At 52.7% G+C, this 25,722-nt stretch carries 26 protein-coding genes; 18 read left to right on the plus strand and 8 right to left on the minus strand.

The features are described 5' to 3' along the window. The first annotated feature begins 84 nt into the window (after window positions 1-84). Window positions 85-1,044, plus strand: coding sequence for a YafY family protein (locus NSU01_RS01455; protein WP_076243489.1), 960 nt, complete (start codon window positions 85-87; stop codon window positions 1,042-1,044). Between the two features lie 74 nt (window positions 1,045-1,118). Here NSU01_RS01455 and NSU01_RS01460 read toward each other — a convergent pair whose 3' ends face one another. Both NSU01_RS01460 and NSU01_RS01465 read right to left on the minus strand, forming a co-directional pair. Continuing rightward, a complete protein-coding gene (locus NSU01_RS01460) occupies window positions 1,119-1,655 on the minus strand; it encodes a hypothetical protein (RefSeq protein ID WP_076243490.1) in 537 nt (178 codons plus the stop codon). A 43-nt stretch (window positions 1,656-1,698) separates the two neighbouring features. Next, entirely contained in the window at window positions 1,699-3,120 is a 1,422-nt protein-coding gene (locus tag NSU01_RS01465; protein WP_305954196.1) for a PLP-dependent aminotransferase family protein, read from the minus strand. Window positions 3,121-3,224: 104 nt separating this feature from the next. On the opposite strand from NSU01_RS01465, the gene NSU01_RS01470 reads away from it, so the two are divergent. After that, on the plus strand, window positions 3,225-3,779 hold the full coding sequence (locus NSU01_RS01470; RefSeq protein ID WP_076243492.1) for a GNAT family protein: 555 nt from the start codon (window positions 3,225-3,227) through the stop codon (window positions 3,777-3,779). 80 nt (window positions 3,780-3,859) lie between these two features. Here NSU01_RS01470 and NSU01_RS01475 read toward each other — a convergent pair whose 3' ends face one another. Next, window positions 3,860-4,567 carry a DUF2569 domain-containing protein gene (locus NSU01_RS01475; protein WP_042132875.1) on the minus strand — a complete coding sequence of 236 codons (708 nt, stop codon included), beginning with the start codon at window positions 4,565-4,567 and terminating at the stop codon, window positions 3,860-3,862. Between the two features lie 364 nt (window positions 4,568-4,931). Between NSU01_RS01475 and NSU01_RS01480 the strand changes: the two genes are divergently transcribed. The 4 genes from NSU01_RS01480 to clpB all read left to right on the plus strand — a co-directional run bounded on the left by NSU01_RS01480 (window position 4,932) and on the right by clpB (window position 9,522). Next, complete coding sequence (locus NSU01_RS01480; RefSeq protein WP_042231820.1) at window positions 4,932-5,402, plus strand: Hsp20/alpha crystallin family protein; 471 nt, start codon at window positions 4,932-4,934, stop codon at window positions 5,400-5,402. After that, a complete protein-coding gene (locus NSU01_RS01485) occupies window positions 5,368-5,613 on the plus strand; it encodes a hypothetical protein (protein WP_042231823.1) in 246 nt (81 codons plus the stop codon). The genes NSU01_RS01480 and NSU01_RS01485 overlap by 35 nt, the downstream gene beginning before the upstream one ends. 162 nt (window positions 5,614-5,775) lie before the next feature. Further along, on the plus strand, window positions 5,776-6,783 hold the full coding sequence (locus tag NSU01_RS01490) for a DnaJ C-terminal domain-containing protein (protein ID WP_052421629.1): 1,008 nt from the start codon (window positions 5,776-5,778) through the stop codon (window positions 6,781-6,783). Between the two features lie 96 nt (window positions 6,784-6,879). Then, window positions 6,880-9,522: an ATP-dependent chaperone ClpB gene (gene clpB, locus NSU01_RS01495; protein WP_076243493.1), complete on the plus strand. Its 2,643-nt coding sequence runs from the start codon at window positions 6,880-6,882 to the stop codon at window positions 9,520-9,522. A gap of 454 nt (window positions 9,523-9,976) precedes the next feature. Here clpB and NSU01_RS01500 read toward each other — a convergent pair whose 3' ends face one another. After that, window positions 9,977-12,139, minus strand: coding sequence for a glycosyltransferase (locus NSU01_RS01500; protein ID WP_076243494.1), 2,163 nt, complete (start codon window positions 12,137-12,139; stop codon window positions 9,977-9,979). Window positions 12,140-12,374: 235 nt separating this feature from the next. Here NSU01_RS01500 and NSU01_RS01505 point away from each other — a divergent pair, with 235 nt between their 5' ends. The 9 genes from NSU01_RS01505 to NSU01_RS01545 all read left to right on the plus strand — a co-directional run bounded on the left by NSU01_RS01505 (window position 12,375) and on the right by NSU01_RS01545 (window position 19,376). Next, on the plus strand, window positions 12,375-12,593 hold the full coding sequence (locus tag NSU01_RS01505; protein ID WP_042132881.1) for a hypothetical protein: 219 nt from the start codon (window positions 12,375-12,377) through the stop codon (window positions 12,591-12,593). Further along, window positions 12,590-13,036 carry a peptidylprolyl isomerase gene (locus NSU01_RS01510; RefSeq protein WP_042132882.1) on the plus strand — a complete coding sequence of 149 codons (447 nt, stop codon included), beginning with the start codon at window positions 12,590-12,592 and terminating at the stop codon, window positions 13,034-13,036. Before NSU01_RS01505 ends, NSU01_RS01510 begins: the two co-directional genes overlap by 4 nt. 121 nt (window positions 13,037-13,157) lie before the next feature. Beyond that, window positions 13,158-14,777: an ABC transporter substrate-binding protein gene (locus NSU01_RS01515; protein ID WP_076243495.1), complete on the plus strand. Its 1,620-nt coding sequence runs from the start codon at window positions 13,158-13,160 to the stop codon at window positions 14,775-14,777. Between the two features lie 87 nt (window positions 14,778-14,864). After that, window positions 14,865-15,815: an ABC transporter permease gene (locus NSU01_RS01520; protein WP_076243496.1), complete on the plus strand. Its 951-nt coding sequence runs from the start codon at window positions 14,865-14,867 to the stop codon at window positions 15,813-15,815. Between the two features lie 4 nt (window positions 15,816-15,819). Further along, window positions 15,820-16,665 (plus strand): ABC transporter permease, encoded by an 846-nt coding sequence (locus tag NSU01_RS01525; protein ID WP_039300005.1) that lies wholly within the window; start codon window positions 15,820-15,822, stop codon window positions 16,663-16,665. A 14-nt stretch (window positions 16,666-16,679) separates the two neighbouring features. Next, on the plus strand, window positions 16,680-17,693 hold the full coding sequence (locus NSU01_RS01530; protein WP_042132887.1) for an ABC transporter ATP-binding protein: 1,014 nt from the start codon (window positions 16,680-16,682) through the stop codon (window positions 17,691-17,693). After that, window positions 17,686-18,603, plus strand: a complete 918-nt coding sequence (locus tag NSU01_RS01535; RefSeq protein ID WP_076243497.1) for an ATP-binding cassette domain-containing protein — start codon at window positions 17,686-17,688, stop codon at window positions 18,601-18,603. Before NSU01_RS01530 ends, NSU01_RS01535 begins: the two co-directional genes overlap by 8 nt. 71 nt (window positions 18,604-18,674) lie before the next feature. After that, window positions 18,675-19,124, plus strand: a complete 450-nt coding sequence (locus tag NSU01_RS01540; protein ID WP_042132890.1) for a hypothetical protein — start codon at window positions 18,675-18,677, stop codon at window positions 19,122-19,124. 87 nt (window positions 19,125-19,211) lie between these two features. Next, window positions 19,212-19,376 (plus strand): hypothetical protein, encoded by a 165-nt coding sequence (locus tag NSU01_RS01545; protein WP_156118508.1) that lies wholly within the window; start codon window positions 19,212-19,214, stop codon window positions 19,374-19,376. On the opposite strand, the gene NSU01_RS01550 is transcribed toward NSU01_RS01545, so the two are convergent. The 3 genes from NSU01_RS01550 to NSU01_RS01560 all read right to left on the minus strand — a co-directional run bounded on the left by NSU01_RS01550 (window position 19,373) and on the right by NSU01_RS01560 (window position 20,793). Beyond that, a complete protein-coding gene (locus NSU01_RS01550) occupies window positions 19,373-19,525 on the minus strand; it encodes a hypothetical protein (RefSeq protein ID WP_156118509.1) in 153 nt (50 codons plus the stop codon). The genes NSU01_RS01545 and NSU01_RS01550 overlap by 4 nt on opposite strands. Before the next feature lie 704 nt (window positions 19,526-20,229). Further along, window positions 20,230-20,412, minus strand: a complete 183-nt coding sequence (locus NSU01_RS01555) for a hypothetical protein (protein WP_144026048.1) — start codon at window positions 20,410-20,412, stop codon at window positions 20,230-20,232. A 72-nt stretch (window positions 20,413-20,484) separates the two neighbouring features. Next, on the minus strand, window positions 20,485-20,793 hold the full coding sequence (locus NSU01_RS01560; protein ID WP_144026049.1) for a hypothetical protein: 309 nt from the start codon (window positions 20,791-20,793) through the stop codon (window positions 20,485-20,487). Between the two features lie 435 nt (window positions 20,794-21,228). Here NSU01_RS01560 and NSU01_RS01565 point away from each other — a divergent pair, with 435 nt between their 5' ends. Next, the gene (locus NSU01_RS01565) at window positions 21,229-22,062 is read left to right on the plus strand and encodes an MBL fold metallo-hydrolase (protein WP_076243498.1); all 834 of its coding nucleotides are present in this window, start codon (window positions 21,229-21,231) and stop codon (window positions 22,060-22,062) included. A gap of 8 nt (window positions 22,063-22,070) precedes the next feature. On the opposite strand, the gene NSU01_RS01570 is transcribed toward NSU01_RS01565, so the two are convergent. Continuing rightward, entirely contained in the window at window positions 22,071-22,910 is an 840-nt protein-coding gene (locus NSU01_RS01570; RefSeq protein ID WP_039300021.1) for an SDR family oxidoreductase, read from the minus strand. Between the two features lie 217 nt (window positions 22,911-23,127). On the opposite strand from NSU01_RS01570, the gene NSU01_RS01575 reads away from it, so the two are divergent. After that, window positions 23,128-24,156, plus strand: coding sequence for an AI-2E family transporter (locus tag NSU01_RS01575; protein ID WP_042132898.1), 1,029 nt, complete (start codon window positions 23,128-23,130; stop codon window positions 24,154-24,156). A gap of 153 nt (window positions 24,157-24,309) precedes the next feature. Then, the gene (locus NSU01_RS01580) at window positions 24,310-25,326 is read left to right on the plus strand and encodes a S66 peptidase family protein (protein ID WP_042132899.1); all 1,017 of its coding nucleotides are present in this window, start codon (window positions 24,310-24,312) and stop codon (window positions 25,324-25,326) included. Window positions 25,327-25,722 lie beyond the last annotated feature (396 nt).

Raw genomic sequence — 25,722 nt, forward strand, 5'->3', positions numbered from 1 at the left:
CTGTACTAACCGGCTTTAATTATAGTGTAGTCTATAATAGTGACAGGTATTGTCATGAATATAATAATAAATGGAGTGATGCTGATGTCTAAATCCAAAAGGCTGCTGGACCTGATGATGACCGTCAACCGCAAGCGGAAATTCACCGTCAAAGAGCTGGCCGACGAATTCAATGTATCCTCCCGGACCATCCTCAGGGATTTGCAGGAGCTGGGGGAGTTAGGCGTTCCGCTCTATTCCGAAGTGGGGCCGCATGGAGGCTATCAGGTGCTGAACGAAAGAATTCTGCCGCCGATCGCGTTCACGGAGGAGGAGGCGGTGGCGATTTTTTTCGCCAGCCATGCCCTGCGCCACTACAAGTATCTCCCCTTCAAGGAGGAATCATTAGCTGCCCTGCATAAATTCTATAACTATATGTCCGGCGATGTCCGTGACCGGATTGACGAGATGAAGAACCGGATTGATTTCCTCACCCCGGCGAGACAGGCGGAGTTCCCCTATCTGTCTCTGTTGCTGGAAGCGGCCACCGGTCAAAAGGTGCTGCTGATCGATTATGAAACGAAGGGGCAGCGTAAGGAGAGATGGATTCAGCCAGTGGGCATCTACGCCCATAATGGCTTGTGGTATTGCCCGGCCTATTGCTTCCTGCGCGGCGATATCCGTGTATTCCGCTGCGACCGGATTCAGTTTGCCGGATACGGCGAATCGGGGCCGGAAGCGCTTGATCTGAAGCATGTCCATTTGGGAAATAAGGATGATTACAGCAGTCAAACTCAGCAGGGTGATAAAAGCATTGTCCGGCTGTTCGTTGAACTGGGGAATGGAGGCGTACAAGCCTGCGAAGCCGAGGTATGGTCCTCACCCCTGCTGCATATCCGCGGGGATGGCACGGGCTGGCTGGAAGGGGATATCCCGCAGAGCGATCTGGGCTTCTTCGCGCGTTTCGTAATCGGCCTCTGCAATGAGGCCACAGTACAGGAGCCGCCGGAGCTGGTGGCGGAGGTGAAGCGGACGCTGGCGGGAATGCTGGCGCAATATAAGTAGAGGGACAGGCTGATGATTAAGTATTTATGTATCCGGATGGACCCCGGGCGGACAAGATAGATAGAGTCTACACTTTATTTGGTAATAGTTATAAGCTGTTTATCTACAAATTCTATAGACTCTGTCAGCGGATCGAAGGATGGCAGATGAAGAGCCCGATCAAGCAATGCATTGCGTTCCATCCACGTCTCACTATCCCAGCAGGAGTATATCTCTATACTTTCTCCTTCAGACAGACGTTCGTCCATGAGGGAGAGCAGCAGGTTTAGGCACTTTAAGTTTTGTTGGTAGAGTTCAGGATAACCCGCGCGGATTTCCTCAGTGATATTGCAAGCCTCGCCATTGAAGCCGTAGACATAGGGCTTAGTGATGATCTTGTTCTCTCTGAAGGGCGGGTAGAGGAACTCTCCAATCTCTAGCCCTACAGCATCCAGTTCGGTTTCATACACCTGTACCTTGGTGTCATTCAGATGAGATAAGTCTATAATATTATGAAGTGCGTTCTTGTCATCAGTCAGGTGAATTTCTGAGTACTTTTGGTACGAATAATGATAGCCGAAATATCCGGTCGGCAGCGGCCAATCCGCTCCTAGGAAATGTGCCAGTGTCATTGTAATTCCACCTCATCATAGGTAATTATGCATCGTTAAAATGCTATCCCAGCCACACTTCCGCCAGCCTGCGGATTCCCTCATCAATCAGATCCTCGGCAATCCCGCCGAAGCCCAGAATGAATTCCGGTTCATCGCAGTCCGGCGTATCACACCACGTATACGACATAGGCGTAACACGGATACCTTCGGCTTCCGCTGCTGCAGCAAGCTCCCGTGCACTGCCCGCTGCGGGCGGTTTCAGGGTCAGGAGAAGATGAAATCCGGCATCCCGTCCGCTGACGGCTGCTGCATCGCCGAAATAGCGCTGGACCGAGCGCAGAAGCAGGTCATGCTTGCGCTGATAGAGCAGCCGCATCCTGCGCAGATGTTTCTCGAAGTGCCCTCTTTCCATAAAATAATGCAGCGCAATCTGATGCAGCCGCGAAGCCGAGTGCTCCAGATACAGCTCGCTTCTCAGGCTGTGATAGAGCGGCAGCAGCTCCTCCGGCAGAACCATATAGTGAATGCACAGGGCAGGAGTTACCGATTGCGCGAAGCTGCACATATAGATTACCGGACTGTCCGCTTCAAGTCCCTGAAGCGCAGGAATGGGCCGTCCATGATAGCGGAACTCCCCGTCATAATCATCTTCAATGATATAGCCGCCCGCTGACCGGGCCCAATCCAGCAAGGCGAAGCGTTTGGCTACCGGCATCGCCATGCCTCTGGGAAACTGATGGGAAGGGGAGATGTATACGGCGTCAGCCCCGCTTCGGTACAGCTTCTCTATCATCAGCCCGTCTTCCTCCAGCGGAATGGGCATAATCTCATAACCACCGCGTTTGAATGCTGCGGGCAGCAGGTGATACCCCGGGTCTTCTATTCCGAGCCGCGTCACCCGTTCTTTAAGCATTAGGCATAACAAAGAGCACAGCGTATACTGGTCGCCGCCGACCACAATTTGCTTCTCTGTACAGCGCAGCCCACGGAACTGCCGCAAATGGGCGGCAATGCTCCCGCGGAGCGCCGGCTCCCCCTGCGGATCACCATACTGGAGCAGGTCCGGATTCGCGAGCTGTTCCTGGTAGAGGCTGCGCCATATTTTATGCGGAAATAAAGAGAAATCATTCCGTGACATGTGGAAATCATATGCGTATTGCCGCGAATCGCGCGGAGTAATGGGACGGACAGCCGGACGTGGCCGCTCTTCGGCTTCTGCAGGGCTGCCATTCCTATGGACTGGCAGGATAGTGTAACCGCTGCGCGGTTTGCTGGCGATGAAGCCCTCGGCAAGCAGCTGCTGGTAGGCAAGCTCGACAGGAGTGGCGCTGATACCGCATAATGCCGCCAGGCGGCGGATGGAAGGCAGGCGTGTACCACTGGGGAGAGCGCCGCCGATAATCTCTTTTGCAAAATAATCATAGAGCTGTATATAGTAAGGAATTTCGCTGTGCTCATTCAGAGTAGGGACAAGCAGCATCATACACCTTCGAATCTGTCCTTTGAAATTAGACGTTTTTGTATATTTTATAGTATGCAGATCTGCATTACCATAAGAGCTATAACAACAGTCGGGAGATGACGGGAATGACCAGACATTCAGCGCTTGTAACAGGCAAAAAGGTATATCTGCGCCCGCTTAACGGGGAAGACGCCGAATTGTATTACCATATGTTCTACGGCACGGAAGTCCGCAGACTTACAGGTACGAAAAAGCATATCACCAAAGAGCAGATAGAGAATTATATCGCGCGCAAATCAGGGGACGACAGTACGGTGCTGCTGCTTATCGCCCTTAGGGAGACTGATGAGGTGATCGGCGATATCGCCATTCAGGATATAGACCCTGACAACCGCAGTGCAAATCTGCGGATCGCCATCGGTGAGGAGCGGCATCAAGGACAAGGGTATGGACGGGAAGCACTGCTGCTGATGCTGGACTACGGCTTCGGCATTCTGAATCTGCACCGGATTGAGCTGGAGGTCTATAGCTATAATGCCCGCGCTGCGCATGTGTATGAATCAATCGGTTTTGTCCGTGAGGGTGTACGGCGCCAGACGCTCTATTATAACCATGAGTACCATGATGTGATTATGATGGGCATGCTGGATAGCGAATACCGTGAGCGGTATGTGAAATAGGGAGGGTAAAGCGGACCTGCGAAAGCTGATTCAACAATAACGCAGGTCCGGAAGAATTGAAGAGACTATGTACAAAAATGTTAATAAATAAACGTATTCTTGACTCTCTTTGACCGCAGGAAATAGGGGATCCAGATCACAGCATAAATGAAGGACCGGAAGATATCCGTATAAGAGGTATCATCCGGTATGATACCGGAAAGAGTAGTCTGTACATGGCTGAACATGAAGGTATCTATGGTATTAAGTAAGATGTTATATACAATGAAAGATATAGATATGTATTTGAATAATTTTTTATGTTTGAGACCCAGGTACAGAATGAACAGGATCATTACGACCTGAATACATACTAATACCGTTTCTATCACAAGACTAGGAAGCATTGAAGCGACGTAGTAGCTACTGTCAGGGTCGGTAAGAAGCTTAAGGCCTTCAGAGCCGAATAATGAGAAATTACCATAAAGCATTCGCACACCCGCGAAGAGTGAGAGAACAATACCTATTGCGAAAAGTCCTAACCAGCCTCCGGAGCCGGAAGGCTCTGATTCATCTGCGGGCTGGTCTGAGGATTCCAGGACCCCTTCGGAAGCAGCGGCGGCCTCATCATCAGCTGGTCTAGCTTTCTTGACGCGCAATGGCCTAATTAATCCGCCGGTCGCCCACCCGATAATTCCTCCAAGCCCTCCAATCACAATAGAAATAATAACGTTAGGATCTGCTGCATAAGTTCTATGTAGAATAAAACCTATGACGAAGAAGATAATGCCCAGTCCTGCTTTTGCCACTTCATCACCTCATCATATCCGCATTGGCTGCGGGATTTTTACTATGACGTTTATATCGACAATTCCCACTAGTTCCTTTAATTAACTTGTTATATTTTAGGCGCTAGTTCTTTATTTTTACTGTGGCGGTGAGGGTGTGGATAGTAATCATGTGAAATAAAGTATCAAGGTCAAATAAGGTCAAATAATTAATAATGTTAAAATTTATACTAAAAAACGAGCCGAAACGCCGGGATTTACGGGATTTTCGGCTTATATGAGTTTTGTCATCCGTGTAGCCGGCGACTATAATAAAGCCATAGGTCAAATAAAGTCAAAGTCAAACCAACAACAAATTCAAAGTCAAATGAGAGGAGAATGGATAATGTTTGATTTGGTTCCTTTTGGTAAACGCAGAGATGATGCTTTTGGTGTGCTGGCTAAGTCGCTTAACGAAGTGTTTAATGATGATTTCTTTGCACCGCTGACAAGCTCCACGCTGTCCTTCCGGACAGACATCCGCGAGAGTGAAGGGGCGTATCTGATTGAGGCCGAGCTTCCGGGCTTCAAAAAAGAAGAAATCGACATCGATTATACCAGCCCTTACTTGACGATCAAGGCAGTACGCAAAGAAGAGAACAGCGAGGAGAACAAGGAACATCAGACTGTGCGCCGGGAACGGCGGTATGGTGAGTATGTGCGCCGCTTCTACGTTCAGGATATTGCGGAGGAAGGTATCCGCGCTTCACTCAAAGACGGGATGCTGAGCCTGGAAGTGCCGAAACGGCAGAAGTCGCAGGGCAAACGGATTGAAATTCAGGATGGCGGACATTCTTCAGACGCGCAGCTTCAGTAAGCGGCAGGTGCAGCTTACTGGTGAACGGTCTCCGGGGGAAGCGGAGAGCCGGAGCGCCGGGGAAGGATGTAGGAAGGCGAAGGAAGCAGGACTTCCAAGTCTGGCTGAAGCAGCCGGGTTCAGCGGGGTTCCCGGGCTAAGCGGCTTCTGCCGCCGGCCTATCCGGTCCCCTGCGGCAGAGTGGTTTCGCCGGGCTTTTCATATAGCATGATCATACAGGGCGCATTGTAGTGGGGATACCGGCTATGATGCGTCTTTTCCCGGAGAAAGGGACTTGGTGAATAATCATCGGCACCGGGAATAGGCTTGTTACAGGGCGGAATGCTATAACCTATAGAATAAGCTTCCCAATATACGAAAGGAGGAGGTACCAGTGGCGGCAAATTATTACGAGACTCTGGGCGTCGGCAGGCAGGCCTCGAAGCAGGAGATCAAAAAAGCTTATCAGAAGCTGGCTAAGAAGTGGCATCCCGATGTCAACAAAGCCCCGGAGGCAGAAGCCAGATTCAAGGAAGCAGCCGAAGCGTACGAAGTGCTGGGTGATGAAGAGAAGCGGAAAATCTATGATGAGGAGCTGCGCTACGGGGCCGGCTACGCTGGGGCAAGGGGTCCGCGGAGCAGCGGGGCAGCCTCCTCCGCGTCCTGGGAATCGCCTTTTGGCGCGGGCTGGAGCAGCGGCGCTGCTTCCGGCAGCAGTATTCCCGAAGAGGATCTGTTCGGGATGTTCTTCGGCAGCCGGGGGGCAGCGGACCGCGCCGGCTTCGATTTCTTCTCCGGCAGCGGCGGTGTCCGCCAAGGGGGAAGCCCTTGGGCGGATGAGTTCAGTACGATGCAGGCCCAGCTTGAGATTACGCTGGAGCAGGCATACAAAGGCGGAAATATCAGCGTTCAGGCTGCAGGCAAAGACCTGAGTGTGCAGATTCCGGCACGCTCGTCCGAAGGGACGGTGATCCGGGTTCCCGGCGGCGGAAGCGGGGCGGGACAGGGAGGCGACCTGCTGGTCTCGCTGCATCTCCTGCCCCATGACATCTATGAACCGGACGGCGGCGGGGATTTACTCGGCACGGTAGAGATTGCCCCCTGGCAGGCTGTGCTTGGCGGAGAAGCCAAGGTGGCCCTGCCGGACGGCAGCCAGGTGAAATTGAAGATCCCCGCAGGTATGGCAGGCGGCCGAACGCTGCGCCTCTCCGGCAAGGGGCTTAAGCGTCCTAATGGAACGAATGGTGACATCCTGTTCCGGATCGAGATCGTTATTCCGGCGGATACCTCGGAAGCGGAGAAGAAGCTGTACCGCCAGCTGGCCGATTCCGGCAGCTTCCAGGCCGGAGCCAAACGGCAGCCTCCCGGCGGGGCACAGCGGCGCAGAGCGACAACGGGGTAATGATGAATATATAACGTCGGTTATCCGGCTGACTGACATATGGAATGCTGCAGCTGGGGCTGCAGCGGCATAATTTTACGGAAAGGCGATGATCTTATGGATTTCAACAAGCTTACACAGAAGCTGCAGGAAGCCGTCGCAGAGGCCCAGTCCCTGGCTGCGGCCAGCGGACATCAGGAGATTGATAATCTTCATCTGCTGAAGGCACTGCTTCAGCAGCATGAGGGCCTGCTGCCGCGGCTGCTGCAGAAGATGAATATTCCTGCAGCCGAGCTGCTGCAGGGTACGGAGGTGCTGCTTCAGCGGAAGCCCAGCGTAAGCGGAAGCGGAGCGGGCACGATGCGGCGGTATGCCTCGCCTGCGCTGATCGCCATGCTGGAGCAGGCCGAGAAGGAAGCGGCCAAGATGCAGGACGAATTCGTGGCCGTAGAGCATGCTGTGCTGGCGATGGTCTCGGACTCCGGCAGCGGGAACCGCGAGCTGCGCGGGCTGTTCACGGGCCGGGGCGTTACCCGGGAGAAGCTGCTTGGGGTGCTGGCCGAGATCCGCGGACACCAGCGGGTGACGAGCCGGGAGCCGGAGGCCACCTATGAGGTGCTGGAGAAATACGGCCGTGATCTGGTGGCCGAGGTGCGGGCGGGCAAGGTTGATCCCGTGATCGGACGGGATGCGGAGATCCGCCGGGTCATCCGTATCCTCTCCCGCAAAACCAAAAACAACCCCGTACTGATCGGCGAACCCGGTGTAGGGAAAACAGCGATTGTGGAAGGGCTGGCCCACCGGATTGTCCGCCGGGATGTGCCGGAGGGGCTGAAGGACAAGACGATTTTCTCGCTGGATATGAGCGCACTGATTGCCGGAGCCAAATACCGCGGGGAATTCGAGGAGCGGCTGCAGGCCGTACTGAAGGAAATCCGCGAAAGTGACGGCCGGATCATCCTGTTCATTGATGAGCTGCATACGATTGTCGGTGCCGGTAAGACCGAAGGGGCCATGGACGCGGGCAACATGCTGAAGCCGATGCTGGCCCGGGGTGAGCTGCATTGTATCGGGGCGACGACGCTGGATGAGTACCGCAAATATATCGAGAAGGACCCGGCGCTGGAACGCCGCTTCCAGCAGGTGCTGGTCAGCGAGCCGGATGTCGAGGATACCATCTCCATTCTGCGCGGTCTCAAGGAACGCTTCGAGGTGCATCACGGAGTCAAGATCCATGACAGCGCCCTCGTCGCGGCCGGTGTCCTGTCGAACCGCTATATTACGGACCGGTTCCTGCCGGATAAGGCGATTGACCTGGTGGATGAAGCCTGCGCGATGATCCGCACGGAGATTGATTCCATGCCCGGTGAGATGGATGAGGTGACCCGCCGCCTGATGCAGATGGAGATTGAAGAAGCCGCGCTCAAAAAGGAAACCGACGATGCCAGCGCGCGCCGTCTGGAAATCCTGCAGCGGGAGCTGGCCGACCTCAAGGAGAAGCATCTGGGCATGACCGTCCGCTGGGAGAAGGAAAAGTCGGCGATCCAGGGCATCCGCGAGCTGAAGAAGCGGTTAGAGCAGGCACGCAAGGATCTGGTCGATGCACAGGAGATCTATGATCTGAACAAGTCCGCCGAGCTGAGCTACGGCATAATTCCTGATCTGGAGCGGCAGCTGAAGGCCGCAGAGGAAGCCGCGCAGCAGGATCAGGAGACCCGGCTGCTGCGTGAGGCCGTGACGGAAGAGGAGATCGCCGACATCGTCTCGCGCTGGACCGGCGTCCCGGTCAGCCGCCTCGTGGAAGGCGAGCGGGATAAGCTGCTGCGGCTCGAGGATACGCTGCATGAACGGGTAGTCGGCCAGGATGAGGCCGTCCGGCTGGTGGCGGATGCTGTGCTCCGGGCAAGAGCAGGCATCAAGGACCCAAACCGCCCCATCGGTTCGTTCCTGTTCCTGGGGCCGACCGGTGTCGGTAAGACCGAGCTGGCCAAAGCGCTGGCCGTATCGCTGTTTGACCGCGAGGACGGCATGATCCGTATTGACATGTCGGAGTACATGGAGAAGCACAGTGTCTCCCGCCTTGTGGGTGCTCCCCCGGGATATGTCGGCTATGAAGAAGGCGGCCAGCTGACCGAAGCGGTGCGCCGCCAGCCATACACTGTTGTGCTGCTGGACGAGGTGGAGAAGGCCCATCCGGATGTGTTCAACATTCTCCTGCAGCTGCTGGATGACGGGCGGCTGACCGACTCGCAGGGCCGGGTGGTCGATTTCAAGAACACCATCATCATTATGACCTCCAATATCGGCTCGCCGCATCTGATTCAGGGCACCGATGACAACGGTGAGCTGACCGAAGCGGTTAAGGACCGGGTGATGAAGGAGCTGAGCGGCCATTTCCGCCCAGAGTTTCTTAACCGGGTGGACGATATCGTGATGTTCAAACCGCTGACGCTAGGCGAAACCCAGCAGATCGTGGTTAAGCTGGTGAACGGTCTCCGTCTGCGCCTGGCAGAGCGGGGCATCGGCCTTACGCTGAGCGACAAGGCCGTCCGCTTCATTGCCGAGGAAGGCTTTGATTCCGTGTACGGCGCAAGACCGCTCAAGCGGTTCATCCAGCGCAGCCTGGAGACCCGGGTGGCGCGTGCGCTGATCGCCGGAGAAGCAGAGGAAGGCTCAGTGATGACGGTTGACGAAGCCGAGGGTGAGCTGACTGTTACTATAGTGAAACCGGAATCTGCGAAGACGGTTGGCTCGCTGTAAAATGTAAACTGACCCGGCCGATGCCTCCGTAAGGCACCAACTGCAATCCGCAAAGAAAAAAGCGTTCCGCCTTAAGGCTGGACGCTTTTCTTGTGACGTTCGACTTAAATCCTGCAGAAAATACAACATTTTCTTCAATAAATCAGCCGAAATCGAGAATTGTTGCAGGAAATGCAGCATTTCATCTTCTGCAAGCGGCTAACTGAAAGGATTATTGTATTTCATACAACAATCTTCCCGCATAAACAGTTATTTATGAATCCGGGTTGTAATATTTACAACATTTATACCTGTTACCTGTATACCCGCCCCATACAGAATGAACTTCAAAGTCCAATTAGCCGCAAGGCAGGAGCACTGCCTCAGCAGCGGTTAAGCGATTATTGGTTACTTGTTTGTCCGAAATCCTAAGTGTGGTTTATATAGAAGCTCTAAGCTCTACTATCCCCGCCGCCTACTCGCTCCAGGGCATCAGATGGGGATGCTGGTCGAGGATAGACAGGTATTGTTCCTTCCAGCCGTATTGGCCGTCCGGGTCCAGCAGCATATAGCGCAGATATTTCTCCAGCCGGTATTCCGGTTTCGACCAGCCGAGATGCTTCAGCCGCAGATTGCTTAACTGATGGGACAGCTCGAAAATATTCTCCGGCAGCCGCCCGCAATGCTGCGGCAGATCGTTCCAGAGATAAGTGAAGTCCTCCCGGTAGCGGAGCAGGAACGGCCGGTAGCTCTGATGGGACCGCCAGTACATATCCTCTCGGTAATGAGTATCGTCCCAGAAATCGTAGAGCCGGAAGCAGAACAAGTCGCAATTGTCCGAACGCAGCAAGGCATCCACCTCTTCCGGGAATCCGGCCTCGAAAATCTCATCCGCATCCAGACTCAGAATCCACTCCGGATTCGTCTGAAGGACCGCCTCCCACTGCTGCTGGCGCAGCTCGGATTCATTGCTGAATCTAGAGACGTTGTTGCGTATCAGATGCAGCGGAATGCCCTGAAGCACCTCCCGGCAGATATCCGCTGTGTTATCCGTGCTGCCGTCGTCGATAACGACAGCTTCATCGATATATTTGCGGTGCTCCTGCAGAACCTGCCGCAGAAACCGCGAGCCCTCATTCTTGACGATCATCGTAAGCGTCAGCTTGGGCCGCCGGACAGCTGCTGAATTAGCCGCCGCTCCGGAGAAGCCGGTCGCCGCTTCATGCTCAGCGCCCCGCCCTGCTGCAACTGCACCGTCTGCCGCGTCAGCGCCTCCGTCCGCCGCCGCATCAGCGCCCGCCGCCAGTCCGGCGCCCGGCAGCGGGATCTCGCCGCCGCCCTCTGGCAGCGGCTCCTTGGACAAGCGCCGCCGGGCCTCCGCCTCGGTCCACAGCGCATCCCACTCCGCGCTCGCATCCAGCGCTCTTTTATCCACGGGCGCTGCATCGGCAGCGCTCTGCATGTCTGAACCGTCCGCCGCGCCGCCGCTGTCCGAAGGCGCAACCTCGCGCGCAGCGGTTTCCTCGCCGCCGGCCTGAGCGCCCGCCGCGAGCTGTCGATCCCGCTCAAGCTCCGCGTCACTCCGCCATTCCCGCGCAGTCTCCGCATCGCCCCGTCCCGCCCCCGGCGCATTCCGCGCCTCGGGCCCTAGCTCTGCCTCATTTAACTCGGCATCGCTCCGCTTCGCCTCGTGCCACCCATCCGGCCTTGTGTTCGCTTCGCCCTTCCCTTCCCGCTCAAGCTCCGCCCTATACCGCGCATCCCGCTCCGATTCCCCGTCACATCGCCCCGTCTCCGGCGACTCCAGCCCAGCTCCAGCCTCCGCGCCCGAAGTCTGCCGGATGAACTCCGGCACCTTGAGCAGGTCGCTGTCCCTGTAGAGATGCAGCGCCGGGTAGTGGGTGTCGACATACAGCGGAATGCCAAGCGCCGCTGCACGGATGCAGAAATGGCGGTCTTCTCCCCAGTAGGAGATGTTGTGAATCCGGTCGTAGCTGGCACCGGAAGCGATGGCCCGGCTGCTGATCAGGGTGCAGGCGCCGAGCCCGCCGACTTCATAGATTCCCGGCTGCTGCATCTTCATCAGGAAGGCGTGGAAGCGGCGGTTGATCTCTTCAGGCGGGAGCTGCTCTCCCGGGAGCACCTCCCACTGGTTGTATTCGTCATGCATCCAGACCTGCGGCTGCAGCAGAGTACCCGGCTGCCACTGGGTCCAGAACACCTCGGAGATAATGTCCTTGCCCGTATGGATCAGATGCAGCAGCGTATCCGGATGAAGGATTAGATCGGAGTCGATCAGGAACAGATAATCATAGCCGAAGGCTTCAGCCCGCCGGATCATCAGGTTCTTGAACCCGGCCACCTTCCAGACCAGATTGGAATTCCAGAAATGGGTCGTATCATCGCGGATATAAGCATCATGAAACCCTGAGGATTGCAGGAAGACCGTTCTGCCGCTCTGGGTGAACTGCTGCAGCAGCTGACTCGAAGCTTCGTCCGGGTTGTCATCAATCAGATAGAAATGCAGCTCAATATTGGTTAGGTTCAGACGCAGCAGAGAGTTCAGAAACTGCTCGAGAATAGCCGGTTTTTGATGGATCGGGCTGCCCAGCAGAACCCGGGTTCGGGTCTCATTCATAGCAGGCCACTCCAGGATAAGATCAACATTAATAGAACATCCCCTTGGATTCGCAAATAGATGATATGAATTATATGTATTCAATATATTTAGAGAAGTACGGGACTAATCCCGGTTTTTCAAAAAATAGAGACCTGAGAGGAAATATATGGATTGGTGTCTGCCTGAGAGCTGTTGTACAATACCGCATAGACAGGTATAGACATTCTGCAGACTGCAGGACAGGAGTGAGAGGATGGACAAGTCACCGTTAAAAGTACAGCAATTAATCAACCTGCTCCTGGCGATGAATCCGCGCGCCGGGGTTTTTCTGCATACTGCGGATGGAGAACTCCGGCCGCTGCTGGACGAGGATGTACAGGAGATCTATGCGCCTGAGCAAGCGGCCAAGACCGTGGCTCATATCGGCGTTCCCGCAGGCACTGCAGCCGGAGAGGCGGAGGAGACCTTATGAAGCTGGCTCTAATAAGACTGGAGCAAGGACAAGAGATCCGGCTCGAATTATTTGACCAGGAGGCCCCCGGAACCGTAGCCAATTTTGAAAAGCTCGCGAACAGCGGCTTCTACAACGGTCTGACTTTTCAGCGCGTTGTCCGCGGCTTTGTCGCCCAGGGAGGCTGTCCGGAGGGTACCGGCCGGGGCGGCACGGACAAAATCGCCTGTGAAACGCAAGGCAATCCGCATAAACATGTGCGCGGGGCGTTATCCATGGCCCATTTCGGGCCGGGCACGGGCTCCTGCCAGTTTTTTATCTGCTACGATGCGTTCGATTATCTTGACGGCTGGCATACGGTGTTCGGCAGAGTAATAGAGGGGATGGAGCATGCGGATGCCTTGCGGCGCGGGGATATCATACAGGAGATCAGCGTATGGGATGCCGGTATTCCTCAGCTGTAACAGCAGGCGGTTGTTCAATCTTTCACAGGTGGTAAATTAATACATTGTAATCCCGACTATTCCGATATATAATAACTTTCACAACGAGTGAGATTGCTCATAGACATGGAGGAGAGAGATAATGCGTAAAGGGATATCAGGGGTTGTCATTCTAGTTCTACTAACACTAATGATTAGTGCATGCTCTAATGGAAATAACGCGGCATCGACAAATGCGGGTGCAAGCCAGACACCGGCGGAAACGCAGCAGCCTGCTGCCAGCGAACCGAAGGATGGCGGAAGCTTGATTATAGGGGTCGCTTCTGATCCGGTTGTACTTAATCCGAACTATGCGGGTGACCGTGTCAGTCTGACGATTGACCAGGCACTGTATGCTCCGCTGTTCCAGGTGAATAACGGGGAGAAGACCTTCTACCTGGCAGAGAGCCTGACACCTTCGGAGGATAATCTTACTTACACACTGAAGCTTAAGGATGGACTTACCTGGCATGACGGAGAGAAGCTTACGGCGGATGATATCGTGTTCACCATTGACAGCATTCTCGACGAGAAGCAGAACAGCTTCCTGAGAGCCAACTTCCTGATCGGCGACCAAGCCATCAAAGCGGTTAAAGTGGATGATCTGACTGTTGACTTCCAGCTTCCGCAGGTCAGCCCGGCTTTTGAAGCGACACTGGTACAGGTATTCCCGATTCCAAAGCATATTTTTGAGAATGAAACCGACATTGAGAAGAGCACCAAGAACGCTTCTCCAGTAGGTTCCGGTCCCTTCAAATTCAAAGAATACAAAGCCGGTGAGTACCTGACACTGGAACGCTTCGATAACTACTTCGGCGGCAAACCGCATCTGGATTCTGTAACTTACCGGATTGCCAAGGATACCAATGCTGCGAACCTTGCCCTGCAGAACGGCGAGATCAACGTGCAGTATCTTGATCCTAAGGATGTAGCTACCATTCAGGCAACGAACAATTTCGAAATTCTGCCTTATAGCGAAGGCCGTCTGGCTTATCTGATGTTCAATGCGAACAGTGATACCGGCGCCCTCGCCAAAAAAGAAGTCCGTCAAGCCCTGTCCCTGGCCCTCAGCCGCGATGAGCTGATCCAGACAGCGTACACTTCCAGTGAATATGCTGACCCGGCGAAGTCATTCCTGACTCCGGACGCGCTGTATTTCACGAATGAAGTAACTAGTTTTGACAATGATGCCGCTAAGGCTAAGGAACTTCTGGCGTCTGCCGGAGAGAGCAACCTGAAGCTTCGTTACATTGTACAGAGCGGTAACAAGGCACAGGAAGCAATCTCGCTGTATGTGCAGCAGAAGCTGAAGGCTGTCGGCGTGGAAGTGGAACTGCAGAACATGGACTCCTCGGCCTGGGTGCAGAAGTTCATTGATCTGAAATCTACCGACTACGAACTGGCATTGACCGGTTATATCATGGGATATGATCCCGATGCTTACCGTATCCTGTTCACATCGGGCAGCTCTTCCAACTACTCGCATTATTCGAACAGCGAAGTTGATAAGCTGATGAATGACGGTGCAGGCGAAGCTGATCCGGCAAAACGCGCAGAGATCTACAAGAAAGCGCAGGAGCTTGTCGCTGAAGATGCACCGATCTACCCGATCGCTTATACTAAAACAGTTGTAGCTGTATCGAAGAACTACGGCGGCATTGATGAAGCTGTATTGAAGCCGGTCGTTATCTTCGAAGATCTGTCCAAGATCTACCAGAAATAATCTGCCCCAAAAAATAAAGCACGGCAAAAAAATAAGCTGGGTTCTCCAGCTTATTTTTTGCCTGTCAAGAGCTGGGAGAAGCTGCGTATGAGACAACTCATCGTCCGAAGGTTGCTGCAAACACTGCCGATGCTGTTTTTTGTATCCGTAGTGTGTTTTACAATGATCAAGCTGGCTCCGGGTGACCCGGTGCTGTCTTTCGTTACGCCCAATATGCATGCCGATGATATTGAGCGTATCCGCCATAATCTGGGGCTGGATAAGCCCGCCTATATTCAATATTTCATCTGGATCAAGGAAATGGTGCAGGGCAACTTCGGATATTCCCTGATCAATCACCAGCCGGTGCTGGGACAGATTCTGGAACGTCTGCCGGCTACAGCCGGTCTGATGGGCAGCGCCATTGCGCTGGCGGTGATTCTGGCGATTCCGCTAGGCCTCGTGGCCGGTGCGAACCGCAACCGCTGGGCAGACAAGCTGATTAACTTTATTTCCTATGTAGGGATCTCCATTCCGTTATTCTGGCTGGCGATCCTGCTGATGTATCTGTTCGCCATTAAGCTGCATCTGCTGCCGAGTATGGGGATGCGCACGATTGGCGTGGAATCGCCGCTGGATGTACTGAAGCACGGGATCTTGCCTTGCTCGGTGCTGGCCTTCGGCTTCCTGGCCGGATATGTGCGTTATATCCGCTCCAGCACCATTGGTCAGCTGAAAGAGGAATATGTGCAGATCCAGTACGCTTTTGGCTCGAAGAAATCGACAATCCTGTTCCGTCATGTCCTGAAGCATGTGCTGCTGCCGGTCATTACCCTGCTGGGGATGTCGATGGGGGATCTGGTGGCCGGTGCTATTGTCACCGAGACGGTATTCTCCTGGCCGGGCATCGGGTCGCTGGGGATGACGGCGGTTAAGGGAATGGATTATCCCGTCATTATGGGGATCACCTTATTTTCTTCCTTAATGCTGATCCTCGGTAATATGGTGGCAGATATTCTCTACAGCTTTGTCGATCCGCGAATTAAATTAAAGGGGTGACCTCATGAATCGCAGTAAATGGAAAAATCTACAATCAGAGCTGTTTACGAACGGTCTGGGTGTCGCTGCTCTTGCTGTATTGGCTATCTTTACGCTGGGGGCCATCTTTGCCTTCCTGTCCGGATATGATCCGAATGCCATGGATGCCATGGCCCGCCTCACCAAGCCCGGCGCCGGACATCTGTTCGGAACGGATGACTATGGACGCGATTATCTGTCCAGAGCGCTATATGGCGGCCGTGTCTCGCTGCTGGTCGGGTTTGCTTCCATGATCGTGGCTACCTTCGTGGGTGTGATGGTTGGTGTGATCAGCGGATACTTCGGCGGCTGGCTGGATAATCTGCTGATGCGGATGCTGGATATCATCATGTCCATTCCGTCCTTCCTGATCCTGCTGCTGCTCAGCGTCTACCTGAAGCCGAGCATCGGCAACCTGATTATTATTATTGCCTTATTAATGTGGATGAACGTAGCCCGTGTCGTCCGCGCGGAGACCCTTACGATCAAGGAACGCGAATATGTGCTGTACGCCAAGGCTTCCGGCCAAAGCTCCTTCGGTATGATCTGGCGGCATATCCTTCCGGGACTGGTGCCGGTGATTATCGTCGGCGCGACGAATAATATTGCGTCGGCCATTATGATGGAATCGTCGCTGAGCTTCCTCGGTTTCGGGGTACAGCCGCCGAACGCTACCTGGGGCAGCATGCTGAACAGCGCGCAGGGGTATATTGCAGAGGCGCCTTATCTGGCACTGTTCCCGGGGCTGATGATCCTGCTGACCGTTCTGAGCTTCAATGTGCTGGGTGACATTTTGCGGGTCGGCTTTGAACCAAAGCTGATCCGGAGATAGGAGAGTGGAACATCATGACTGAACGGCTGCTGACTGTTGAGAATTTGCAGGTTTCATTTGCTACCCGGGACGGCGAGAATCAGGCCGTCCGCGGCGTTAGCTTCCATATAGATGCCGGTGAAACGGTGGGGATTGTCGGAGAATCCGGCAGCGGCAAAAGCGTTACCGCCAAGGCGGTCATGTCCCTGATCACGCCGCCGGGCCGCATGACTGCCGGGAAACTGGAGTTTCGCGGCGAGAGTCTGAAGGGACTCACGGAGAAGCAGTGGCGGACCCTGCGCGGGAACCGGATCGCGATGGTCTTTCAGGACCCGATGACCTCGCTGAATCCGGTCAAAAGAATAGGCCAGCAATTAACCGAAGTTATCCGCAGACACCGCGGACTCAATAAAGCGGAGGCGTATGCCGAGGCGGCGGAAATCCTCCGCCAGGTTGGCATACGTGATCCGGAGCAGCGCCTGAAGCAGTATCCGCATGAATTCAGCGGAGGCATGCGCCAGCGGGTCATGATCGCGATGGCGCTCTCCTGCCAGCCGGAGCTGCTGATTGCCGATGAGCCGACCACAGCGCTGGATGCAACCATCCAGGCGCAGATTCTGGATCTGTTCAAGGAGCTGAAAGAACGGTCGGATACAGCGGTAGCGCTGATCACCCATGACCTTGGTGTCGTGGCTCAGGTCTGTACACGGGTCATTGTGATGTACGGCGGACTTGTTATGGAGGAGGGCACGGTGGAGGACATCTTCTATCGTCCCCAGCATCCGTATACGCAAGGGCTGCTGCGTTCCATTCCGAAGCGCGGCGGCGGATCGCGGGAGCGGCTGATTCCGATTGAAGGCACACCGCCCGATCTGCTGAATCCGCCGCCCGGCTGCCCGTTTATGGACCGCTGCCCGCATGCTTTTGCCCGCTGCAGTGAACGTCCGCCGGTAGTAGAACTTGCACCTGGCCACCGCTCGATGTGCTGGCTGGCCGAAGGCGCAGAGCAGCAGGCGGCAGTTACAGTGGGGAGGGATTCCGGTGAGTGAGAGCAAGGTGCTCGTAGATGTGAACAATCTGAAGAAGCATTTCTCCAAGGGCAAGGATATACGCGGGCGCGATACGGCTGTGCTTAAGGCCGTGGACGGCGTCAGCTTCCAGATCCGCCAGGGCGAGACCTTCGGACTGGTGGGTGAATCCGGGAGCGGCAAGTCAACGGTTGGCCGCTGTCTGCTCCGCCTGTACGATTATACGGACGGCGAGGTATTCTATGACGGGCAGCCGCTGGGCAAGCTGGGCGAGAAAGGGCTGAAGCCGTTCCGCAGACGGATTCAGTCGATTTTTCAGGACCCGTACTCTTCACTGAACCCCAGCCTGAATGTGCTGGAATTGATCAGTGAGCCGATGCGTATCCATGGACTCTACCCAGGTGAAGAACGCAAGGAAGCCGTGGCGGAGCTGCTGGAGAAGGTTGGTCTGAAGAGAGAGCATCTCTTCCGCTTCCCGCATGAGTTCAGCGGCGGGCAACGCCAGCGGATCTCCATCGCCCGGGCGCTGTCGGTCCGGCCCGAGTTCGTCGTCTGCGACGAGCCAATCTCGGCGCTGGATGTCTCCGTGCAGGCCCAGGTCGTCAATATGCTGGAGGATCTGCAGTCCGAATTCGGACTGACCTATCTGTTCATTGCCCATGACCTGTCGATGGTCCGGCATATCTCCGACCGGATTGGCGTGATGTACGGCGGCCGCCTCGTTGAGGTTGCGGAGAGCGATGAGCTGTATGACAATCCGCAGCATCCGTATACCAAGGCGCTGCTGTCTTCCATCCTGGAGACCGACCCGCTGAAGGCCGGCCAGCGAATCCGGCTGGATGCCTACTCGGTAACGCGCGGGGATGAAGCAGCCGCCATACTGCGGGAAGTGAGCCCGGGGCATTATGTGGCTGGTGACTTTACGGATTGAATTCAGGTAATGTCTGAGCAATGATCAAATGATCAGGATATGAGCACTTATGTGGATAAGGAGGATCTATAATGACAGAAACGAAGAACAAGGTAAAGTTATCGCAATGGGACGCCCTGCTGGTGGAATCGCTGCGTTCTCTGGGCTGGTCCGATGAAGAACTACTGCGGCGGGTTGCCGAAGGGGATCTGCCTGCCGACGAGAGTGAATACGAGTTCGATTACGGGCAGCTGTCTACGCTGGCTGGTGAACAGCCGAAGCTGTTCCGTCAGGCCGTGACCGAAGGCTACCAGATCAAATACAACACGATCCGCGGCATCCGCAGCTGGATTGCCGTTGCACTCCGCACCCAGCCGAAGCTGGAGCTGGAGGAAGGCCGCGAAGCAGTCGAAGCGGTGTTATCGGAATCACAGAAGCAACGGCTGGAGGATGTATTATCCTTCGGCTGGCAGATTACCGGCGGCGGATCAGCCGCAGATGGCGGCAACGCTACTTACCGGATCGAGCCGATCCAGCGGTAACAGCGGAGCTGAGCAGCAGAGACAAGCTGCATAATTATGTGTATGTTAAGAATTAGCCCTTCGGCTTTGTGCCGGAGGGCTTTTTGCATGATGAATACAGAAACTGTGGGGCATTTCATAAAAGATACTGGTCTGTCGCTGTTGATCGGGAAACCGGGAAATTTGATTTCAAAGAATATAAACAGAAGTTTTGATAAAACCGTTTGTGATGGATGGTTGACGCAAACTGTGAAGGAAGAGGAAAGCAGTTAAAGCCGGCTGATTTCAGGGACTTTCATTTTTTGAGCAGAGGCCAGAATAAGCAAAGCTCGACGGACCTGAACCGGATCGGCTCCTTTGCGGGCAATCCGCAGAAGGCGGTTGCCTTCTTCCTGAGTTAAATCACGAACAAAAATAGTCATGCCGCTCACCTCGAGAGAGTTGGATTTACGTATAATTACCCGTTTTCCCAACTATGATCACGGAAGGGGCACTAGTTAAGTTTTCATTTCTTCGTACAAAACTGAATCGAAATATCGATTATGAAAGTACTGGTTAAATCGCGAAGTGAATTCACGCAGTTCCTTCACGACTGTTTTTTTGAATGAGGCTATCTATTTTTTATACAAAATGAAAAGCTCAAGTCGTTTACGGTGAAATTTCACCGTAAAGACTTGAGCAACAATAAAGTGCTTTTTTATTCTAATTTTTGTTTATCTTGAGATTTATTAAGAAAAAGGAAAAATTTAAAAATATAAACAGGAGCAAAAGATTCATATTTACGTCTTCAAGTTTTACTACCCATGGAATCATTGGAGTGAAAAAATTCAATAAAAAAAGCATAAACGAGTTTATATCTTTCTTTTTGGTAAATCTATATTTAATCCAATTATAAATAACATAAATCAAACCAACAGAATTAACACATAAAATAGTCACATAGTAAACCGTTTGTTCCACCGAAAATTCCCTTCTGCTTTGTAATTATACTAGCTAGTTTATCACCAAGCTTGTATAGTTCCGGCGCATACCATTCAGGAACTGTTAGAGCAATTGGAGAATCCAATGAAGGTGGAACCTAATTTGGCGAACCCCCTTCATTGTCACTTCGCTGGTTCTAGGTCAATTACATAGCCGATAATGTTTGATAAGCATTATTTATAGCGGAGTCACAATCCTTGTTTGAATTATAAACCCCCCAAATTGTAGCAGCAAAAGCTGGAGCCGATGCAATAAGTCCTGGAATTGCAGCTAAAGAAATAACTACAGCAATTCCAGCCGCTTTAGCTGCATACTGAAAAGCTTTCAACGAGCTTAGAGATCCAGAAAAAGAATTAACATACATTTTATAGTCCGATGCTTGTGAATTAGATTGCGAAAACTACTTACTTACGTTACTTCCAGTTGGACCATAGTCATAATGTTGGTAAGTTGCTGCATAAAAAGTACCACCAGCGGTAGAAGAATAGTTATCGTAATAACAAGACCCCTTATCGCCCCCTGCTTCAAGTATTTGAATTCCGCCTGAACTTGGACTTGTTTTAATTTGCGTGTCTTCAATTTTAACATTATTTAGATATACAGTTCCATCGGTTTTCGTTGTGATGACATCGGTTTTTGTATTATCTGTGTATATTTTACCATAGGATTCCATCCCTGGCTGCAGTACATAAGTTTTGGTGTCCGTCACCTGACCCGATACGCCGTCTTTAACTCAGTGGTGGTTGTGGATACATATGGAGCATTTTTCGCTGCGACACTTCCTTCTGAATTGTTACCAGGTGCGGCCATTGAAGCCGTAGCGCTAGTTAGGAAAAACACTCCACACAGTAATGGTAAAAAAATCGATTTCACTTTAAATTAATTGACTCCTAAAAAATGGTATTTTAAGTACAGGTGTATACTACTCCAGTTTCTGGAAAATGTAAATAAATATATTGTAAAGAAATATAAGGATTTCATAATATTGATATGCGAAGCGTACTAAAGAAGGTGGATACATCTACTTTTCTTTCGTTTGTTGAGTAACAACGCCCTTTTTCAACCGAAACACTAGATGTAGAATAGTCGTAGGATAAGAATCGTAAACTATAATGCGGGGGTATCGACCCTTGGGAGGTATTTGATGTTTAGATGGAAGCGTGGCCCTGTCACTCTGTTCCAAAGTGATCTGTACATGACGAATTCACTTGTTATGGAGACGGACGATTGTGTGCTGGTAACCGATCCCTGCTGGCTGCCCCGTGAGGTGGAGGAAATCCGGCGATATGTAGACAACATCCTTGGCGCGAGAAGGCTGTTCCTGTTATTCACTCATTCTGATTTCGATCATATTATCGGATATGGGGCCTTCAGGGAAGCTGAAGTCATCGCAAGCAGGGCATTCGCGGACAAAAGCGCCGGGGAACGCGAAGATATTCTTGAACAGATCCGGGCATTCGAAGATAGTTATTATCTCAGGAGAGACTATGAAATCACGTATCCGCTGGTGGATCATGTGATGGAGCAGGATGGGCAAACGCTGGTATTCGGGGATTTGAAGCTGACGGGATATGCTGCGCCGGGCCATACGGATGATGGGCTATTTACTATAGTGGAGTCTGCCGGGCTGTTCATTGCCGGAGACTACTTGTCTGACGTGGAGTTCCCCTATATCTACGACAGCAGTCTGGCTTACGAAGCAACGCTCGGCAAGCTGGAGCAGATATTGGCCCGGCACCCGTTCACGCTGCTGGTCCCCGGACACGGGGAGGCAACGGACAGCAGCGTAGAACTGGAGCGGCGCAGGGAAGAGAGCCTGAAGTATATCCACAACATGCGTACGGCTGTAGCTTCAGGCATCCAGGAAACGGTTGATGCTCTGATCGAAGGCTGTGCGTTCCCGCGCAATATGTCCAACTTCCACCGCAGCAATCAGGAGCTGATCGCGAAGGAGCTGGCCGGAGAAGCGGAAGACTGACGCTGCAGTTACATATCCAGCTGGATTTTTCGAATATGAAGTACACCGTCAAGTCCGGTAGGGTCTGTACTGACCTTGCGGGAGACGAATTCTTCGGCCCGTTCGGAGGTGCGCAGGCGCAGCGGCTTGGTCTCCAGCTGGACCAGATCCCACATAACGTCTGCTACGGACTCTGCAGTCTGCGGTTCTACATTCCTTTTCAGGAAGGTCCCTGTGTAGGCATCAAGAATCGGCTTGTATTCATCGTCAAGGATGCCGCCGGTGTCTGCTACATGCCCAAGGACGGTCTTATTGAATTCTGTAGCGATGGCGCCAGGCTCAAGCAGGGTAATGTCGATATTGAATTGCGGCTTGTAATAGGTAGCCAGACTCTCAAGCAGTCCCTCCACCGCGAATTTACTGGCGCAGTAGATCTCGTTCATCGGTTGTCCAATGAGCCCGCCGACACTGGACGTAGCCACAATATGGCCGTAGCCGGTCTTGCGCAGCAGGGGCAGTGCAGCCCGGATCGTATGCATAACCCCGTACACATTAGTATCGAATATGCGCTCGATATCAGTGAATGGAGCTTGTCCAAGCGCCCGGAGATAGCCGAACCCGGCATTGCAGAACAGTACATCCAGCGTACCGTGCTCCTGGTCAATCTGGTCGATAACCCGCTGAATGCTGTCCGGCTGCGTAACCTCCAGTTCTACGAACTGCAGATTGTCCACATTGCGGTACAATTCCTGATCGCGCTCCAGATGGCGGGTGCCGGCGTAGACCGTCCAGCCTTCCTGTGCAAACTTCAGCGCGGACGCCAGGCCGATGCCGGATGATGCTCCGGTGATGCAGATGATTTTGCCCATAAGGGATACAGCCTCCATTGATTTGGAATTAAATTGCTTCTACCTTCATGATTTCGCACACATTATAGCATAAAGCAGCCGATGTTCTGGCAAGATGACATAAAGTTTGTTTTTTCGCGTATTTTTGACTCTGCCGAAGTTGCTATAATTGTTTTCGTTACGGTACACTATAACTAAAGGTCCTAATCGCCTGCGAATGGAGAGGAACAAGGAAACAATGGATGTATTCAAGCGTTACTTTGCAAATTTAACAGTCCGCCGCTTTTTAATTCTGGCACTGATTGGACTGCTGCTGTACAGTATTAGAGACATGCTGAATCTGGTGCTGCTTACGTTCCTGATTGCTTATGTAATGAACAGCTTTCAGGTGCTTTTGAGCAAAAGAATCGGCAAATATGTCAAGGTGAACAGCAAGGTAATCATTATTATTTTATACTTAGCGCTCATCACTATGATCGTACTGGCCCTTGTCAAATATCTGCCCAAGGTCTTCTCGCAGATTAAGCAATTAACCGCGTTTCTCGGAACACTAACCTCTGACGACATCCCACAGAACGAGATTATGCAGTATTTATTCAGCATGGTTAAGGAATTGAACTACCAGAGCTATTTGAATCAAGGCATTGAATACGTGTTCAAAATCAGTGACTGGGGAACTACGTTCGTCCTGTCAACGATTCTGAGCCTTGTCTTCATCCTGGAGAAGAACAGAATTGTCAGCTTCACCTCCCGCCTGAGAGACAGCAAGATCTCCTGGTTCTATGTAGAGCTTGAGTATTTCGGCAGGAAATTCATAGCCTCCTTCGGTAAAGTCATTGAAGCCCAGATCCTGATTGCGCTGTTCAATACTTTGTTCACGGTTGTCGGGTTATGGATCATGGGTTTCTTTTTCGAACCCTTCCCGTATCTCTTTGCGCTCGCCATTATGATCTTCATGCTCAGCCTGATTCCAGTGGTCGGCTTTGTCATTTCGCTTATTCCGCTATGCATCATCGGCTACAATACCGGCGGACTGGTGATGACGATCTACATACTGGCTATGATTGCCGTGCTGCATGTCATGGAAGGCTACTTCCTCAACCCTAAGCTGATGTCCTCCAAAATGAACCTTCCAATGTTCTACACCTTCATCGTGCTGCTGTTCTCCGAGCATTATATCGGCGTATGGGGACTGATTCTCGGCATTCCGATCTTCGTCTTTTTCCTGGATATTCTGGAGATTAGCCGTGATAAGCCGGGAACCTGAGGGATAAGGATATAAGGTGGAACAACGATAAATACACGATCCAATAGATAAATGACATACACAAACATATAAGAGATATTCATAATAGGTGATATTCAAACTGCTTATGGTTTGGGTATCACTTTTTATTAGGATTAAGGAGGATACGCAAAAATGATCAGATATCCGTCATTAGAAGCAGAAGCAGTTATAGGTGTGACAGCTCCTTCATCGGGAGTAGGGGAGGAACTGCGTGAACTGCTCGAGCTAGCCTGCAGCCGGCTGCAGGAGCAGGGTTATGGCGTGGTATGCGGAGCAACGGCGTGGACGCAGGATAAGGCCAAGTCTGCACCGGCAAGCGTGCGTGCGGCTGAATTCAATGCCATGATGGCCGATGACAGCATCGGGCTCATCATCCCGCCTTGGGGCGGGGAGCTGCTGATCGAGATTCTGGAGCAGGTAGATTTCGATCACATGAAGGTCAAATGGATTCTCGGTTACTCTGATATCAGTGTGCTGCTGCTGGCCGTTACTCTCCGGACAGGCATTGCCACTGCTCACGGCACCAATTTTATTGATTTACGTGGAAAAGAGACAGACCCGGTGACAGCTATGTGGGAATCCGTGCTGTCTACAGCAAGCGGGGAACCGGTACTTCAGCATTCCTCACAGCAGTACCAGCTGGAATGGGGAGGCGGTGAGCCTTCACCCCATGTGTTCAATCTTACCGAAATCACCAACTGGAAGACTGTAGGTAATCAGAACGTAACTATGCAGGGCCGGCTGCTCGGCGGCTGTATTGATGTAATCCGGCATCTCATCGGCACGCCGTATGGGGATGTGCGGCATTTCCGGCAGCATTACATCCAGAATGAGCCCATCCTGTGGTACCTGGAGAACTGTGAGCTGTCGGTAACGGATCTGCGCAGATCCCTGCTGCAGATGAAGCTGGCCGGCTGGTTCGACCATTGCAGCGGCCTGATGTTCGGCCGGAGCGCAGCTAACCGTCCTATGGAGAATTACACCGTGGAAGATGTCTATGAGGAGCTGGCCGGGGAGCTGGAGCTGCCGGTCATTTACGATATCGACTGCGGCCATCTGCCGCCGCAGCTTACGCTGGTGAACGGGGCTTTTGCGGAGGTGTTGGCTGGAGCAGGTAAAGGGACTGTGAAGCAGTATTTCCGGGCGTAATTGTAGAGGAGTTCCTTTTTGGCAAATCGTAATGAAATACATTATCGCCAAGGAGAGAATGAACCTGTCCAATACTTCAAATTAAAGAATAATTATAGCTAGCGTTAAGTACTTTTACACAGCTACCGCGGTGAACCGGTACCATAAGTAGGGGCAAGTTTTTTGGAGAAAAACTCGCAGGAGCCTGTGTTTACAGCATGAGGGCCATAGGAGCAGGGGAGGTCACGTTCCGGTTGAAACGGTGCATAAACGCTCTTTTGCGAGTTTATTTGTACTACAGAGTATGTGATAAGATATTATTTCCTCATAACTATGGAATTTAGTATTTTATCTTTATTTTTATGCGGCAGATATAATAGAATGAAAAAGGAATAGAAATACGTTGAACATATGGGA

Origin of the sequence: Paenibacillus sp. FSL H8-0259 (assembly GCF_037963255.1) — a bacterium.
GTDB lineage: Bacteria > Bacillota > Bacilli > Paenibacillales > Paenibacillaceae > Paenibacillus_AQ > Paenibacillus_AQ phytohabitans.

What these genes read in the sequence shown, in the direction of transcription:
- NSU01_RS01500 (WP_076243494.1), bottom strand. Translation starts at nt 12,139, where the DNA reads ATGAATGAGACCCGAACCCGGGTTCTGCTGGGCAGCCCGATCCATCAA.
- NSU01_RS01505 (WP_042132881.1), top strand. Translation starts at nt 12,375, where the DNA reads ATGGACAAGTCACCGTTAAAAGTACAGCAATTAATCAACCTGCTCCTG.
- NSU01_RS01565 (WP_076243498.1), top strand. Translation starts at nt 21,229, where the DNA reads ATGTTTAGATGGAAGCGTGGCCCTGTCACTCTGTTCCAAAGTGATCTG.
- NSU01_RS01460 (WP_076243490.1), bottom strand. Translation starts at nt 1,655, where the DNA reads ATGACACTGGCACATTTCCTAGGAGCGGATTGGCCGCTGCCGACCGGA.
- NSU01_RS01515 (WP_076243495.1), top strand. Translation starts at nt 13,158, where the DNA reads ATGCGTAAAGGGATATCAGGGGTTGTCATTCTAGTTCTACTAACACTA.
- NSU01_RS01470 (WP_076243492.1), top strand. Translation starts at nt 3,225, where the DNA reads ATGACCAGACATTCAGCGCTTGTAACAGGCAAAAAGGTATATCTGCGC.
- NSU01_RS01510 (WP_042132882.1), top strand. Translation starts at nt 12,590, where the DNA reads ATGAAGCTGGCTCTAATAAGACTGGAGCAAGGACAAGAGATCCGGCTC.
- NSU01_RS01530 (WP_042132887.1), top strand. Translation starts at nt 16,680, where the DNA reads ATGACTGAACGGCTGCTGACTGTTGAGAATTTGCAGGTTTCATTTGCT.
- NSU01_RS01465 (WP_305954196.1), bottom strand. Translation starts at nt 3,120, where the DNA reads ATGATGCTGCTTGTCCCTACTCTGAATGAGCACAGCGAAATTCCTTAC.
- NSU01_RS01550 (WP_156118509.1), bottom strand. Translation starts at nt 19,525, where the DNA reads ATGACTATTTTTGTTCGTGATTTAACTCAGGAAGAAGGCAACCGCCTT.
- NSU01_RS01580 (WP_042132899.1), top strand. Translation starts at nt 24,310, where the DNA reads ATGATCAGATATCCGTCATTAGAAGCAGAAGCAGTTATAGGTGTGACA.
- NSU01_RS01520 (WP_076243496.1), top strand. Translation starts at nt 14,865, where the DNA reads ATGAGACAACTCATCGTCCGAAGGTTGCTGCAAACACTGCCGATGCTG.
- NSU01_RS01480 (WP_042231820.1), top strand. Translation starts at nt 4,932, where the DNA reads ATGTTTGATTTGGTTCCTTTTGGTAAACGCAGAGATGATGCTTTTGGT.
- NSU01_RS01545 (WP_156118508.1), top strand. Translation starts at nt 19,212, where the DNA reads ATGATGAATACAGAAACTGTGGGGCATTTCATAAAAGATACTGGTCTG.
- NSU01_RS01525 (WP_039300005.1), top strand. Translation starts at nt 15,820, where the DNA reads ATGAATCGCAGTAAATGGAAAAATCTACAATCAGAGCTGTTTACGAAC.
- NSU01_RS01485 (WP_042231823.1), top strand. Translation starts at nt 5,368, where the DNA reads ATGGCGGACATTCTTCAGACGCGCAGCTTCAGTAAGCGGCAGGTGCAG.
- NSU01_RS01540 (WP_042132890.1), top strand. Translation starts at nt 18,675, where the DNA reads ATGACAGAAACGAAGAACAAGGTAAAGTTATCGCAATGGGACGCCCTG.
- NSU01_RS01575 (WP_042132898.1), top strand. Translation starts at nt 23,128, where the DNA reads ATGGATGTATTCAAGCGTTACTTTGCAAATTTAACAGTCCGCCGCTTT.
- NSU01_RS01455 (WP_076243489.1), top strand. Translation starts at nt 85, where the DNA reads ATGTCTAAATCCAAAAGGCTGCTGGACCTGATGATGACCGTCAACCGC.
- NSU01_RS01570 (WP_039300021.1), bottom strand. Translation starts at nt 22,910, where the DNA reads ATGGGCAAAATCATCTGCATCACCGGAGCATCATCCGGCATCGGCCTG.
- clpB (WP_076243493.1), top strand. Translation starts at nt 6,880, where the DNA reads ATGGATTTCAACAAGCTTACACAGAAGCTGCAGGAAGCCGTCGCAGAG.